Source organism: Kocuria sp. UBA1838 (assembly GCF_002338785.1).
Classification (GTDB): Bacteria; Actinomycetota; Actinomycetes; order Actinomycetales; family Micrococcaceae; genus Kocuria; species Kocuria marina.
On sequence record NZ_DDIY01000011.1, the window covers coordinates 115,313 to 130,868 of the forward strand.

The window sequence follows — 15,556 nt, forward strand, 5'->3', positions numbered from 1 at the left end:
GACCGCGCTCGCAAACTGCTGTGAATCTTAATGATGGAGAACGATGGATAACGGGACCGAAGAAGAACTCCATCCTTTGGTGGACCTGAACGAAGCAATCACGTTTCCGGACGCGCTGTCACCTGATTCCTGGGTACGTGTGGACCCCGCGGGTTACCAGCGGTACGTTGAGCTGGACCGCGCCGCCCGTCGCTCCGTAACGGAGGGGTTAGCTGTATGCGCGGGCGTCGTAACGGATGACGTGGACAAGATGCGGTTCATGGCGGGCTTCGCGAGCCAGCGCGCCGTACGCTTCCACTACGTACCCTCGGTGGACACGGCGGATTTGAAGTTGCTGCTTGCTCCGTTCCTCGATCGGGACAATCGGGCACCTTCGATCGTGTACCTGCGTCACGAATTGGAGGAGCTCCCGGGGTTAGGACACGACGTCCACCAATTTTTTGATCGGCTGCCTGAAGGGTCTGCAGCCATGAACCACCATGCACTGCTGATCCCATCGGCCCAGCGTGATGAACAGGGCAGACCAATGCCGCGGAGTATCGCGTCTCATCTGGTTAACGCTGCCTACGACACCGGCGCAGTCCAGATCCTGACGGATGACGTGCATGTGGCCTGGTCGCTGTTGGGGCACAAGAATTTGTCACCTCGCGTGATTTTCGTTGTGCCCGGGCCGACGGGCGACGAATCGGCCGCCACCGGGGCGGAGGACCTGATTCCACTCGCGAAAGTTCTGCGGTCACGCCAAGGGCACCTCCTGTCTGCAGACGCTGCAACTCGAGATTCCATGGAATTGCGACTCGGCATCAGTGATACTCGTGTCTCGCTTTACGTTCCCGAATGGGGAATTCCTGCCGTCCAGGATCTCGCGGAAAGGGCCCGTCCCATGGCGACCTTGGGGCGGGACGTCAACTTGTTGATCGCCGGCCATGACTTCAAGTTCTTGGGTGAGCTGGTTAACGCCTTGCAACGAGTGCACGGGCTCACCCTCTCGTTCGACCGGTGGCAGACCCAACGGCACCAGGATGTGCAGGCATCTGACACCGCCCTGTCAGAAGCGGACGTCATCTTGTGCGAATTCTCGTCGAACAACGCCGTGTGGTACTCCTGGCACAAGCGTCCCGGACAGACATTGATCGTCCACTTCCACGGCTATGAACTCTTCCAGGACATCGTTCACGACATCAACGTGGCCAACGTGGACAAATTCGTATTCGTCTCCGAGTTCTACCGGCAACGCGTGATCCAGGAGCTCGGGTGGCCTGCTGAGCGGACCACTGTCATTCCCAACATGATCGAGGTGGCTGAGTATCTCGGCACCAAGATCGATGATGCACGGTTCCACCTCGGTTTGGCGGGCTACGTCCCCATCCTGAAAAGACCTGACCGGGCCCTCGATCTGCTCGAAACCCTCCTGGAACACGACGACCGCTACGTGCTGCATCTGCGGGGCCGCAACCCTTGGGACTACGCCTGGATGTGGCGCCAACCGGTGGTCCAAGACGCCTATCGGGCGTTCTACGAGCGGCTCATCGATAACCCCGAGTTGCTGGCCCATGTCTCCTTCGACGCGTTCGATCCCGACATGGGGCGGTGGTTCCGCAGGATCGGGTGGATGCTCTCCCCGAGTTCTCGCGAGACCTTCCACCTCGCCCCGGTGGAGGGGCAGGCCAGCGGCGCTGTCCCCGTGGTGTGGGATCGCGAGGGCGCCCGCGAGATCTTTCCCGAAGAATTCGTACATGCGGACACGGCCAGTGCGGCGGATGGCATTCTGCGTGCCAACGCCATCGAGTCAGGTTTCGACCAGGCATCGGCACGCGCCCGACAGGCTGTCCAGCGTTGGGACCTCAGCCGCATAGCCCCACTCTGGGCCGATGTCCTGTTCGCCGGCTCAACGCAACGCCCAGCTGTTGCTGACGAATTCGATCTCACGCGGATGCAGCAGAAATTCGACGAGACCGGTGACGTCGCAATGCTGGACCGGATGCTGTTGCTATTGTTCATCCGCGAGCGCGACCTGGTCGCCGCGGAGGCGCTACTGAACCGGTACCCCGGTCGGGAAGAAGAACTCAGCGCGCGGACCCGTGAACTCTTGTCCGAACATCGGGAGGAACACTTGTTCCGCTCGGGCAGTTTCGTGCGTCCGCTGCGGAGTCCAGGCGCGGCTTACCTGCCCGTCCGGGATACCGCGCTCGTCATTTCCCATGAGACTGCAGGGGTCGGCGGGGACGTCGTTGCCGCCCCGGAGGTCAACGAGGCAGCCGCCCTACGGATCACCACCCTGGGTTCAGCGGCTCCGGCCTCGGACATCGAATCCCTTGTCGCGGACCCAGAACTCCATCCGGTGCAGCAGGTGCAGTGGATCGCCGATGCCGTGACCCGTGCGGCCCGCGTGCACCGGCCGGCCGCGCTCGTCACGTCAGCACACCCCACCACGGCATGGGGGACGGTGCTCGCAGCTCGCAGGCTCGGCGTCCCCGCGATCCTGGCCCCAGCCGGCGGCGAACCCGATACCGCATGGATGCCGGGGTCGGACGAGTTCGACGCCGCGGTCGACACTGCGGCCGAGGTGACCACGGATGTCGTCACAGCTGCAGTATCGGCGCACGCCCATCGCACGGCCGCCACACCGTCTGTGACCCTAGGGGACCTCACTGTGGGTGTGATCGCCGACGAGTTCACGCAGCGGACCGTCGCTGGCCGGTGTCACGTGGTGAGCATCCCCCGCCGTGATGCCTACTTGCACGTGGCGTCCCGGAACCTCGATGTGCTGTTCGTGGAATCCGCGTGGACCGGTCAAAACCGAGAATGGTTCCACGGCGTCGCCTATTACCCGAACGAACGGGACGACATCGAACGCGCCATCGCCACGGCACGGGCGCTCGGAGTCCCGGTGATCTTCTGGAACAAGGAGGACCCGGTCCATTTCCGGTCGTTCGCGCCCACCGCGGCCTTGTGTGATGCCATCTACACCACTGACGCGGATCGAATTCCCGCCTATCTCCAACTACCGGATGGGCATCGACCGGCCACTGTGGCTTCCATGCCGTTCTACGCCGAGCCCGTGCTGCACAATCCGCTGCCTGGTTCGTGGGCTGAAAAGCATACGGTCAGTTATGCCGGTACGTACTACGGAGCCCGCTACGCGCACCGCTCCGCCGAGTTGGACGCGTTGCTCGCCGCAGCCGCCACGCAGGGGTTGACCATTTACGACCGCCAGGTCAACGTGCCCAACTCGCCGTACCACTTCCCCTCGCGCTATGGCGATTTCATCGAGGGCGGACTGAGCTACGACCAAGTTCTCGAGGCTTACAAAGCCCACCCGGTCCACATCAACGTGAACTCGGTGGACGATTCACCCACCATGTTCTCACGACGCGTGGTGGAAATCGCGGCATCCGGAGCAGTCGTGGTCAGCGGAACGGGCCTCGGATTGAGCCGCTGCCTCCCCGCGGTCCCCACGGAGAACGACCCCTCACGGCTCGAGGAGATACTGGCCCCGTGCATGAAGGACCGCGCACATTGGCGTCAGCTCTCCTGGGAGCAGCTGCGGGAAGTACGGCGTTCCTATCTCGCGGAGCACGCGCTCGCCATCATGTTCCGGGGCGTTGGAGTCCCCGTCGCGATACCGGATGACACGGCGTGGAGTGCCGTGGTGGAGAATCTGACGCCCGATGTGGCCGCTGAACTGTTGGCCCAGACCCTTCGACCCCGGAATGTGACCGTGGCGGCCGCCCATGAGGATGCGCTGGTCACTCTTGCTTCAGCCGGCATCCCGGTGGTCTCAGAACCCACAGCGCCTTGGATCTGCACATGGCGCGGGCCCGCGGGGGAGACGTGGGCGGAGGACATCATGCACGCCGCGCGGTTCGCTCCACGAGACGTTCATCGTCTGGGCGCGCGGGTGGGTGAATCCACGGAGCACGGCTTGATGTCGTGGTCGGGCGCCACGAGTGGGCCGGTATTCGTTCGGCGCGGAGGGTCCACGGGGCGCACCCTGGTCTGGCTGTTGCCAGTACCCGAGGAAACGACCCAGGAGGAGAAGAACAATGACTGATCGCACTCGACCGCTGGTGGGTCGCGCCGCGACGCCTGAGCCTCCCGGCATGGGTTCCACGACTCTGGGGGACATTCTGAGTCTCGACGAATGGAAACAGTACAGCGGGCGCCGCGCAGTCATCGCCGCATCGACCTCGCATGGCCGCCAACTGCTTGATGACGCGGGATTCGTGGTGTTCCCTGCTGTTCCGGGCCTGGTGGAAGAGGCGGTGCGCCGACTTCGGCCCGGAGCCCTGATTCTGGACGCAACGGCTTTGGAGGTAGGCCCATGGAGCGGCGCGCTCACCGACGCGGCCCCGGAGCTCGGGGCGGAGCTGATCCGGACGGTTTCAGCCGCGATCGACGCCGACGTGACGGTGTACTGGGTGGGAGAGGCCGCCGACGGAGGTGCCCTGTTCCACGATGTGGTGACGGATGCGGTATTGGTCGTGGCACCCGGTAGCGAACTCTACGCGGGTACCGAGGAGGGCGCACCCGCGAGCCGCCTCGTGAGGGCCCTGCGCTCCATGGCCGGTCGCGTGTTGTAGGTCGGTCACCCACTACGACATGGGCGGACGGTAGATGAGACACCCGGCTCCGGTGTCCCGGATCACCGACGCCAGGGTTGGGGCTACAGATCGGACACCAACCGTACGAGTTCGCCACGGAAATGCTGGTAGACGCCGGATACGTAGTGGAACGGGGTCAGGTTCCAACGATGCTCCCGATCAGCCACCAGAATCTCGACCGGATATGAGATCACATGGCAGGGGATCCGTGCTTCGAACGCGGCGTACATCGCTCGGAGGGCCTCGTTGTGAGCGCGCACGGGGTATTGGGGTTCGAGTCTTTCACCGTGATTGTCCGTCTCCGCCCAATAGATCTTGTTCAGGATCACTCGTTCCGGTTGCACCAGTTCGGCGAACTTCGCAACCGCGTCGTCCCAGAGAGGCATGAACCCGTGGGACAAGGGGGTGAACTCCGTCCCCGAGTCCTTATGCAACCCCGCCTCCTTGGCCTCATTCGATCTGGTGTAGGCGCCGGTGTCATCCACGTGTACCGCCAGCCGTTCGTCGATGAGATCGACGATCATCAGGTGGTGGGGTGTCTCTTCGAGCAATGTGGGCAAACTTTTGTTCAGATCCCGCTCGACCATACGACGTTGGAATGCACTCGACAGCTGCTGCGGGCTCCCGTCGACATCGCCCATGTCCGGCTTCTCGCCCATCGCAGACAGCAAGGGCGACCTGGCCACATAATCGGCCACCTCGGGCATACCACTCAGGTTGAAAGCGTCACGCGTGACGCAACTTCCGTAGATGAATGCCTTGAGCTCAGACAGGCTGGGGTCCTTTCGCTCAACGGGGAGCACGGCAAGCGTATTGTTCATACCGTCACGCACAATCAATTTCAACTCACCGTCGTGACGTACCCTGCGGGGCTCCACGGGAATGGATGTGGCGTCGGAATACCACGCGAGCTGTTCGGACTTCCCGGCTGCAAGTTGCTGCACCCCGAACCTCAGACCGCCGTATCCCGCCTTGACGTCCCCGCCCATTGACACTTCTACGATGCCCGACAGGTTGGCGTACTCGGCATGCACCGAGGGTGCAATCGAATCCCGAAGATTGCGAAGATCCCGGGGCGCCTTTGCGAGGTTTTCCCTCGATCGACACGTGTTCAAAGCCAGACGACGTCCGATCTCCAGCGGTGTTTCCTCGTTCGCGAGGAATGATCTCAGTGATTCCGCCAAGGCATCCGGTTCCAGGGGCGCATGGCCGGCTCCCCAGTCGCACACCTGCACGCAGTGCTGGGGATCGATCATGTAACTGCCCGTCCCGAGGTGCAGAATCCCGTGCGCGGCCACATAGGGCGCACAGTGGGCCACCGTTCGCCAGTCCGATTGGTTCTGCAGGTACAACAGTCGGTCGATACGACCAGGTCTGTGCAGGCGGGGATCATTCAGGTTCTCCATGATGCCCGCTCGGCGGAATTGGACGCGACGCCGGTCTTGCCACTGAGCCGGGGGCACCTCCTCCTCGAACGTCGTCGGGTGGGCGAGGCGAAGGTAGGCGTCCACGAGCTGGCGATTATAGGACCCCAGATCAGTGGGGGGATTCCAGACGAAAGCGGAACCTGCGGTCCGCATCCGCGACGCATACGAAAGCGCGGCGAACGCGCCGTCGGCCCCGCCGATGAGAACGAGTTCGCGGCCCCAAACCCGCGCCATGGTGTCCAACACGGTGAGGATGACATCCGCGGCCCGCGTGCCCTCCATGCCGGCGTACCAGCCCATCTTGAGGGAGTCCGCAAATTCCAGGGATGGGTCTGCGATCTCCACAAATCCATGGGCGACTCGGCGGCCGATGGCTGAGCCCCAGAATCGCGTCGCCCCGGAGGAGGATTCCCGACCGGCCGCGAAGAACACGGGCACGGCGCCCTCATGGTGACCGACGGCCCCGCTCACTCGGAGTTTGAGGTGGCGACCATCACCGATCGGCACGTGATGTTCCCCGGCGTAGTCACGGCTGAGGGCTTCTCCGAGGCCGTCGACGTCATGGTGCACGTGGAGTGTCCGGGTGCGGTCGGGCCCGGTGGCTGACTTGTTCATGTGCGGTGAGCTTTCTCGGGGGATCGCGTTCATCGGGTGTGCTGGGACAGGTAGCGGCCGAACTTGTCCAGCTTGGCGTCGAACTCGTTGAATCGATTGACGAGTGCGGACAACGCATTGGCCAGCGTGTCCAAGGCTTGCGTGGCTTCGTTCCCAGAGGCCGGCATCGCTACGAGAGTAGCTGTCGCGTTGAACACCCCGAGAACCACGTAGTCGTGATCGGCGAGCCAGTGCCGGAGTTGGCGATCCATCTCCTCGTCCCGGGCCTCGATGACGAGAACCGGTCGGTCGCGTCCGATGGTGGCCCGCGCACCGGCCAGAACATCGAGCTCCATCCCCTCGACGTCGATCTTGATCAGGCGTACCGGTACGGTTCGGGACTTCACATCCAGAGTCGTCATGGTGATGGGGCCGCCGTCCCGGGTCTCGAGGCTCGTGCTGCCGACATTCTGTGGATCCCGCGATCTGATACCCAGCCGGCCGCTTGAAGCGCCCACCGCGGACGGGATGATCTCCACCTTCTCATCCAAGAAGTTGTCCATCACATTCGCCGTGAGAGAGGGAAGCAAGACGGGCAGTGCCTCATACGATTCCACCGTGCATCCCATGGGCCCCGCGAAGAAAACAGTATGGTTTCCGATATTGGCTCCGACGTCCAGGACCAGGTCACCGGGTTCGACCAGAGTGGAGATGAACGAAAGTAGCTGTTCCTCGTAGAACTGGCCCGTGCTGTGGAGCATCCGGAAAATGTGATCATCCTCGGTGGTGCCATACATCTTCCACTCCCGGCCTTGAAAAGCCACTATTGTGCTGGGCATTTCCAGTCGCTGGGTGCCCGGCATCCACGGTGAGCGAGCGTCATCGCAGTCGATCGAATCGTTAATGATTCTCACGGTCGTGGCTTTGTCGATGGCATCGTGACCGGCCGCTGCGTCATGGTACTTGTGGATGGTCCAATGCGGTGCGAAATCGGGATGTTGGTAGAGAAAATCCTGGACCTGGCCCAGATCCACCTCGGCATCGTGGTCGGACCCGAGATTCACCCAATAATCCACGTGTGAGGCCGGTGGGGTGCGCAGCATGAGGTCCAGCACGTTGGCGCGTTCCGGATGGCTGTGCTTGAACGCCTCGGCATCCATGCCTCCCAGGCGTTGTTCCGTGAGGGTCGTAACCGTTCGAGGGATCCAGCTCGTCCAGTCGAACTGCGCATTGTTGATCACGGCTCGCGACCCGGGGTCATGAGCGCACAAGGCTACCGACAGAAAACCTCCGCCGGAGGATCCGTAGTACACCCGGTCTGATGATGCATGCACCCCCAAGATTGAAGAAATTTGTTGAATTGCCACGGCCGCGTCCGGGACCATCCAGTAGTCGGGAGATATTTGCCCCCAGGCGAGACTTACGGCCCCTGGGTCGACGGTGGCTGGATCACACACATATATTTGGTGGTGGAATATGTCCTTCCACCAAGAGGACCGTTGGAAAATAGCACGCCCCCCCGATTTCTCGAGTCCTACCGCGGCGTTCGACAAAGTGCACAGTCCGGTCGCTCCATCCCGCCGGACCACGAGTAATGGGATTGTGGCGTGATCGGTCTGGATATCGATCCTGGTGGGTGACTCCGCAGGGAAAGCGGATCCGTTCAATGCAGCGAGGGAATCAACGGAGATGCGCATGTGGGGATGTCCTTCTTCGCTCGTAACGGATCCACGTGGCGACCCACCTCCGCCTCGATGGCGCGCGTTGACAACATGTTCAACGGTAGTGGATTGGGGGAGGGGGTCACTGAAGTTCCGAGGGCAATTCAAAATCTCCAGAGTCTGTTCTTTAGACATCGGATTGTGCCCTGCTACCGGGTCTTCGTATGAATGGATTTCGACGCCCCGAGTCAGCCGTGGGTGGGAACGCACGAATGCCGCGAACATCGGGTGGTCCACCTCGCGGTCGTGTTTGGATGCAAGGTTCACGTAGTAGATGATTCGGACAGGCTTGCGGCGCTTGGCGAGCATGTTCAGCACGTTGGTGCGCACCGGATGCACTTTCCGGAGGCGGCTGGGGAGCATGTTGTCGAACCGAGCTTCGCGCAGCGGGTTGAGACCCGTGGCCATCCAGCGCGTCCAATCGAACTGAGCATTGTTGATGACCGCGGCGGCCCCCGCGTCCCCGGCCATCAGCGCCAGCGCCATGAAGCCACCAGCCGAGGAGCCGTAATACACCCGTCGATACGGTTCTTGCACACCGAGTTGGGCGGACAGCGCCTTCACGGCCCGTGCAGCGTCATAAACCACCCAGTGCTCCTTGCTGAGTTGCCCCCAGGAGAGAGACAGTTGGTCCGCGCCCAACGTGCCGGGGTCGCAGAAGAAGATTTGGTGGTGATCAATCTCGTGCCACCAACTGGATCGCTGAAACACGGGGCGACCCTGCGCGATGTTGTGATCCACTGCTCCGTTGTTGAGTACGACCACCTTGTCGGCTCCTGTCCGAGGGACGACGAGGAACGGTAGTACCGAGTGCTCAGCAATGACATCGATGCGATGCGGGGTGTCGGGTGCGAGGAATTCAAGGTCGTTGTTTTCGAGCGCCTCTAGAGTGACGGTGGTCGTATTCAAGTCGTTCACCGAACGCGTCATAGGGTGAGGCAGCCGGTCATTTGGCGCGTCGCTGTGACCTTGTCCCCGACGATGAACCTCGCGGACCAGCCCATCCCGCGCAGGTCCGCAGGTCCATTTCGAAAGATCAGCATCGACGAGGGCACGGCAACCACCTTGGGGGAGAGGAGTAGTTCGGCACGCCGCACTGGGCGACTCTGTCCCAGTTTAGGGGACACCTCGAGTAGACGGGCTACGACCGTGGAGCACGAACGCCTCCTAGGTACGCGGGGTGATCGGTGCGGTTTCGTACTCTGCGCAGGTGCCGGCCTGTTGTTCGAGAGCGCGTCATAAATACATGATGCTGAAACGCGCCGGAAATGGAGACTTGGGCCGTCATGTCGCGGATCTCCTTCTCGATTCCTTTGCATTATCCCCGTAGAATTTCCGATTGTTATGGAGCGGTGTTCCCTCCCGCGCGCCCACCCCCCTCAATCTTTGGGTGCGGACGAATCGGGTGATTCGTGGGGCACGGGACCCGACATGGACCGGGAGAATCACATGCACCAGCACCAGAAAACGTCCTCGCCCGCCGGGGTCTCTCGGCGCGGCCTTTTCTCGGCGGTGGCGGTCATCGGATCGGGGGCAGCACTAGCGCCGCTCATGCGGCCCGTGGCCGCAGCTGCAGCCGCTGTCGTGCAGGGAACGGAGGCACCGACGGGAAAGCTCGGGCTGTCCGGAACGGTTGTCGCACGCCATCGCAACATCTTCCGCAGCTTCACGCTCACGTCATCCAATGGCATCGGCGTGATCGCGGTGGGACAAAACCGGTACGCAGTCACGTTCAATGCGGGAGACGGGTTGGACACGGTCCAGATCTTCAACGCGGACACGGGCGTGCTCCACTACAAGGCATCAACACCAGCGAAAGTCGGTGGCAACTTCGTCCACGACGGCCAGGGGAACCTCTATTTCTCCGTCGGCAAACTGGTGATGCACCTATCCGTACCCGACAAGACAATTCGACAGCTGGCGAGCGTACAGGGCGGAATCACTGATCTGTACGATTTCCAGCTCGACTACAAGGGGCGACTGTGGGCCGGAACATACCCGACCGGCGTCCTCATATGCCTGGAGCGGGCGACCGGGAGGGAAATCACTCGCACACCGCAGCTGGGAACTGGCAACCACTACGCACGTGGCCTGTCCATTTCTCCCGACCGCAAGACGGTCTGGGCGGGTACGGGGACCGCAGATCCAGACCTGTTCCGCATCGACGTCGATGCCCCCCCATCACCTAGGCGAGTCGGCATTCCCGGTGTCGGGAAGAACTCCACCGTGTCACGCACGGCAGCCAGGGGACGCAAGGTCTTCGTCTGGCACAACGGCAGCACCGGGAAAGAGATCCTCTCGGTCTATGACACGGTGACTCGTACCTGGACGCCGTCCCCGACCTCCTTCGTGGGACGATCCGTGTCCGAAACGGACGCGGCCGGGTACGTCTACGTGAATGCCTGGGGCGTCCTGCGGCGGATGCGCCCGGGCGACGCGGCCATGAAGGCCGAGAACGTGGCCACCGTCTCGGAGAAATCTCTCGTACACCTCGGAATAGCCGGCTCACACCTGTACTTGTTCACCGAGGCGCCGTCCGTGCTGAGGGCGACGAAGATCACCACGGCCGGGGCGCCCGCTAGGAGCGTGGGCTACCGAGTGGTTCCCGTCCCGCTCGTGACGCAATCGATGGTCATTGATCCGCGCACAAACACGCTCTTTTCGGGCGGCTACCGCGGTGACGGACTGTGTTCCACGAATCTGGCCACGGGGGCGTTTGCGCACTCGGCGCCTGCTTCCGGCATCGAACAGATCGAGGGGATGGTCGTCGACGGCGAGAAGCTCTACGTCGGTTCTTACATCTCCAGCGTGATCGTGGAACACCGGACAAACCGCGGTGTCACCGACTCCGCTTCCTACCGCACTCTTGCAAGGCTGGGACCGTCGCACCGTCAATCGCGACCCTTCGGATGGGCGGTCACCACATCACACGTGGTGTTCGGAACCGTGCCGGAGCCCGGGTATCGGGGCGGGGCATTGGGGACCATCGAGCGCTCCACCGGAAAGGTGACGGTCTACAACAAGATCGTGCCGGAGCTGTCGATCGTGGGCCTCGCCGCCGCCGGCGACATCGTTTATGGCTGCACGTCTGCACGGGCCGGGTACGGTGCGGACGATTACGAGGGCGCCTCCGTGGTCTTCGCAGCGGAGGCCCGCACCGGGGCGGTTCGCTGGCGCCGGGCACTGCCCGGTACATCCGAGAATTACGGCCCGGTACTGATGGGCAGCTTCCTCTACGTCGGCACCCTTGACACCGTTGTCGAACTGCGGGCCTCGGATGGCCGCGTCATGCGCACCTTTGTCCTCGATGAGGGACGGTCGGAACGGCCCGCGTGGCAGAACGTGGAACTCGTCCGCATTCCGGGTACCACCAGATTGGCACATCTTGCCTGGGGCACGGTAACGGTCCTGGACATTGCAACCGGGCAGTACGGACGTGTATTGGCCAAAGCGCACAAGCACATGTCTTTCGACTCAACCGGGGCACTGTGGGTGACAACGGGTAACGACGTGGTCAAGTTGCGTCTGGATGCCGTAAATACCTCGGGTGCCATCGGTGCCAAGTATGCCGCCATGGGTGGCGCCCCCATACTGGGTTACCCCGAGGGGCCACAGCTAGCGGTGGCCACGAATTCTGGAATCATGCAGAGGTTCTTCCGAAATGGCAAGGCCACCTCGATCTATTCCTCGTCCAGCACCGGTACGCATGCGGTTGAGACCTCTAGCGCTATAGGCAAGAAATTCGTTGGCCTCGGCAAGGAGGATCGGGGCTATGGACTCCCGAGCACCGACGCTGTGCGATTCTCCGGCGGGGCGTACCAGGTCTTCAACAACGCGGGCCGTACGACTCGGGTGGTCACGACAACCCAGTACGGCACGTTCTCGATCGAAGAATATTGGGGTATTGGCAAGGCATGGGTCGCGGCCGGGCGCGACACAGCCTGGGGCTGGCCGACAGAGGACGAGCACGCCGTGGGCTCCGAGTACGTGCAGAGGTTCTCCAAGAACGTCACCGCGCATCGCGTGCCGGGCAAGTCAGTTTGGATTACGAAGTAGACGGGTATCGTCTGCTTCGGCCGAGGCGACCGTCTCTTTGTTCCCCGAACCTCTGGGGGGGGGGAGAGAACCGGACCTGACAGACCAGTTGGCAGCCGGATGGGACGACATCATCGACGCCTGAGACCAGGAGCTGTTTTCGGCTTCTAGTCCGGAATCGCCGGCCAGTCATCCGAGGCTGGCACCCACGGACGAGTCCCATTTCTTCCAGAAGTAACCCGCGGGGAACCACCAGAATCGCTACCTGGGCCATTGTCCTTGCCATGGTCGCAAACATTGTGTCAACTCGTACGTTTTACCACATTTCCGTGTTGGGATATTTCAGTGTCGACAATCCACGAGGGGTTGGAGAAACCCGGATGAAAACTGCTAGACATTAAAACATTCCGTCCCGCCGTAGGTCCCAGTGACATCAGTGGAGACTCTGCAACTCGATAGCAGTTCGAATTTTTTGTTCACGGGCAGGAAAAGTATAGTTCGATAGCGTCTTTCGACTGCCGCAGAGCCGTCGCAGTGCTGGCCCGTCACTGGCTTTGCTTGAGAATCGAGACCGCCCGTTTGTGTGGCTGCGGCTACGCAACTTCAATCGTTGCAACCGGCGATGCCCGGCTGGAGATTTGGCTGTTCAATCGGTGCCCAGCTATGACACGAATCATTCACGACGGTGGCTGGGGCGCAACCTCGACATCGAGCTGCGAGTGCGGTTCTGACGCTGCGAGCGCCGCCTACTGCGCAGTGGTCAGTGCCGCCGCCCCAACGCCCGATACCGCCACCCCGCATCCTGCCACGCCGCGGGGTCCAAGACGTTGCGGCCGTCGATGATCGTGGGCGTGGACACCAGCTCCGAGACCCGACGGGGGTCCATCTCCCGGAACTCCCGCCACTCCGTGAGCAGCAGGGTCACCTGCGCACCGGAGACGGCGGCGTCGAGCGAGTCCACGTAGTCCAGGCGGGGGTAGCGCTGGGCGGCGTTGGCGTTTGCTTGGGGGTCGTAGAGGCGCACGTCCGCACCCATGGAGTGCAGGCGGGCGGCGATGTCCAGGGCGGGGGAGTCCCGGACGTCGTCGGACTCGGGCTTGAACGCCGCGCCGAGCACGGCAATCTGCGTGCCGTGCAGGGAACCACCGCATTCCTGGACGGCCAGCTGCACGGTGTATTCGCGCCGCCGCAGGTTGATGTCGTCCACCTCGGCCAGGAACCGCAGGGACTGGTCCAGGCCCAACTCGGAGGCGCGGGCGCGCAGCGCGCGGATGTCCTTGGGGAGGCACCCGCCACCGAATCCCACGCCAGCGTTGAGGAACTTGCGACCAATGCGCTCGTCCAACCCGATCGCGTCCGCGAGCGTACGGATGTCCCCGCCCACGGTCTCGGTGATCTCGGACAGCGCGTTGATGAAGCTGATCTTGGTGGCCAGGAAGCTGTTGGCCGCGACCTTCACGAGCTCCGCGGTCGCGTAGTCGGTCACGATGAACGGGATCCCCGCCTCGAGCTGGTGCGCGTACACCTCACGCAGCACGGCCTCGGCGGCCTGCGCCGCGGAGGTGGGGCGACCGGCGTCGTCGTACTCGAGACCCAGGACCATACGGTCGGGACGCAGGGTGTCCTCCACCGCGTGACCTTCGCGCAGGAACTCGGGGTTCCACACGAGGCTCACGCGCGTGCCCGAGGGCGCCGAGGTCAGGGCCAGTTCCTGTAACCGGGCCGCCGAGCCCACGGGAACCGTGGACTTGCCAGCGATCACGCAGTCGTGCGTGGCGGCGCGGGAGATCTGCTCCACGGCCGAGTCCACGTAGGTCATGTCCGCGGCGTGGCCGTTGCGCTTCTGGGGCGTTCCCACCCCGATGAAGTGCACGTCCCCGAAGGCGCCGGCCTCCTCGTAGGACGTGGTGAAGCGCACCGCGCCCGTGGCCACGTGCTTGCGCAGCAGCTCGGGCAGCCCCGGCTCGTGGAAGGGCACCTGCCCGGTGGAGAGCAGATCGATCTTGGCCTGGTCCACGTCCACGCCGAGCACCTCGTGACCGAGCTCGGCCATGGCCACCGCGTGCGTGGCACCGAGGTACCCGGTGCCGATGACTGTCATGCGCATGAAAAGACCGTGATCCTTCCGTTCGAGGCGAGGGGGTCGGGCTTACGCCTGGGAATCGAAGTCCGCCACGCGCCGGCCCACATCGAACATCTGCTCGATCGCGGCCAGGGAGCGCTCGGCGGCCTTGCCGTCACCATACGGGTTCACGGCGTTGGCCATCTCGTGGTAGGCGGCATCGTCGTTGAGCAGGCGGTCCACCTCGGTCACGATCCGCTCCTCGTCCGTACCGATGAGCTTCACGGTCCCGGCCGTCACGGCCTCGGGACGTTCGGTGTTCTCGCGCATCACGAGCACGGGCTTGCCGAGCGACGGCGCTTCCTCCTGCACCCCGCCGGAGTCGGTCAGCACCACGTGCGCCACGGACAGCATGCGGGTGAACTCGCCGTAGGCGAGCGGCTCGGTCACGACCACATTGGGCTTGCCCTCGATGGCCGGCAGCACCGCCTCGCGCACCACCGGGTTGCGGTGGGCGGGCAGCACGATGGTCAGCTCGGGTTCCGCGTCCGCGATCCGGGCCAGGGCGCGTCCGACGCCGCGCATCGCCTCGCCCTGGTTCTCACGACGGTGCGTGGTCACCAACAGCACACGCTTGCCGGAGGACGCGATCTTCTCGAGCTGGGGGTCCGTGAAGGGCAGCTGCTGCTCCACGGTGTGCAGCAGAGCGTCGATCACGGTGTTGCCCGTGACCACGATGTCCTCCTCCGTGATGGCCTCGCGCAGGAGATTCTCCTTGGACGTGGCCGTGGGGGCCAGGTGCAGGGACGTGATCTGCGAGGTGATCTTGCGGTTGGCCTCCTCCGGGAACGGGGAGAACAGGTTGAAGGAACGCAGCCCGGCCTCGGCGTGGATCACGGGGATCCCGCGGTAGAACGCGGCGATCGCCGCAGCGGTGGAGGTGGTGGTGTCACCCTGGACCACCACGGCGTCCGGGGGAGTGTCCTCGAAGATCCGGTCCAGACCCTCGACCGTGCGGGTCAGCACACCGTTCAGGGTTTGGCGGGGCTGGATGATGTTCAGATCGTGGTCCGGCGTGATCCCGAAGATCTCGTTGACCTGGTCCAGCATCTC

The 15,556-nt window shown here is 63.3% G+C and carries 7 protein-coding genes; 3 read left to right on the forward strand and 4 right to left on the reverse strand.

The annotated features are described in order from the left end of the window. Window positions 1–43 precede the first annotated feature (43 nt). Both B3I25_RS05905 and B3I25_RS05910 read left to right on the forward strand, forming a co-directional pair. Window positions 44–4,054 carry a glycosyltransferase family protein gene (locus B3I25_RS05905; RefSeq protein ID WP_206478235.1) on the forward strand — a complete coding sequence of 1,337 codons (4,011 nt, stop codon included), beginning with the start codon at window positions 44–46 and terminating at the stop codon, window positions 4,052–4,054. Next, window positions 4,047–4,583: a hypothetical protein gene (locus tag B3I25_RS05910; protein ID WP_206478236.1), complete on the forward strand. Its 537-nt coding sequence runs from the start codon at window positions 4,047–4,049 to the stop codon at window positions 4,581–4,583. The genes B3I25_RS05905 and B3I25_RS05910 overlap by 8 nt, the downstream gene beginning before the upstream one ends. Before the next feature lie 83 nt (window positions 4,584–4,666). Here B3I25_RS05910 and B3I25_RS05915 read toward each other — a convergent pair whose 3' ends face one another. Together B3I25_RS05915 and B3I25_RS05920 are read right to left on the reverse strand one after the other, a co-directional pair. Continuing rightward, window positions 4,667–6,646, reverse strand: coding sequence for a DUF6270 domain-containing protein (locus tag B3I25_RS05915; protein WP_206478237.1), 1,980 nt, complete (start codon window positions 6,644–6,646; stop codon window positions 4,667–4,669). A gap of 29 nt (window positions 6,647–6,675) precedes the next feature. Next, window positions 6,676–9,264, reverse strand: a complete 2,589-nt coding sequence (locus tag B3I25_RS05920; protein WP_206478238.1) for an FkbM family methyltransferase — start codon at window positions 9,262–9,264, stop codon at window positions 6,676–6,678. A gap of 531 nt (window positions 9,265–9,795) precedes the next feature. On the opposite strand from B3I25_RS05920, the gene B3I25_RS05925 reads away from it, so the two are divergent. Continuing rightward, complete coding sequence (locus tag B3I25_RS05925) at window positions 9,796–12,402, forward strand: LGFP repeat-containing protein (protein ID WP_286738263.1); 2,607 nt, start codon at window positions 9,796–9,798, stop codon at window positions 12,400–12,402. Window positions 12,403–13,141: 739 nt separating this feature from the next. On the opposite strand, the gene B3I25_RS05930 is transcribed toward B3I25_RS05925, so the two are convergent. Both B3I25_RS05930 and wecB read right to left on the reverse strand, forming a co-directional pair. Next, window positions 13,142–14,488, reverse strand: a complete 1,347-nt coding sequence (locus tag B3I25_RS05930) for a UDP-glucose dehydrogenase family protein (RefSeq protein WP_286738264.1) — start codon at window positions 14,486–14,488, stop codon at window positions 13,142–13,144. A 42-nt stretch (window positions 14,489–14,530) separates the two neighbouring features. Further along, on the reverse strand, window positions 14,531–15,556 hold a 1,026-nt coding region (wecB, locus tag B3I25_RS05935), incomplete at its 5' end, for a non-hydrolyzing UDP-N-acetylglucosamine 2-epimerase (protein ID WP_286738265.1).

What these genes read in the sequence shown, in the direction of transcription:
- B3I25_RS05910 (WP_206478236.1), top strand. Translation starts at nt 4,047, where the DNA reads ATGACTGATCGCACTCGACCGCTGGTGGGTCGCGCCGCGACGCCTGAG.
- B3I25_RS05915 (WP_206478237.1), bottom strand. Translation starts at nt 6,646, where the DNA reads ATGAACAAGTCAGCCACCGGGCCCGACCGCACCCGGACACTCCACGTG.
- B3I25_RS05905 (WP_206478235.1), top strand. Translation starts at nt 44, where the DNA reads ATGGATAACGGGACCGAAGAAGAACTCCATCCTTTGGTGGACCTGAAC.
- B3I25_RS05930 (WP_286738264.1), bottom strand. Translation starts at nt 14,488, where the DNA reads ATGCGCATGACAGTCATCGGCACCGGGTACCTCGGTGCCACGCACGCG.
- B3I25_RS05925 (WP_286738263.1), top strand. Translation starts at nt 9,796, where the DNA reads ATGCACCAGCACCAGAAAACGTCCTCGCCCGCCGGGGTCTCTCGGCGC.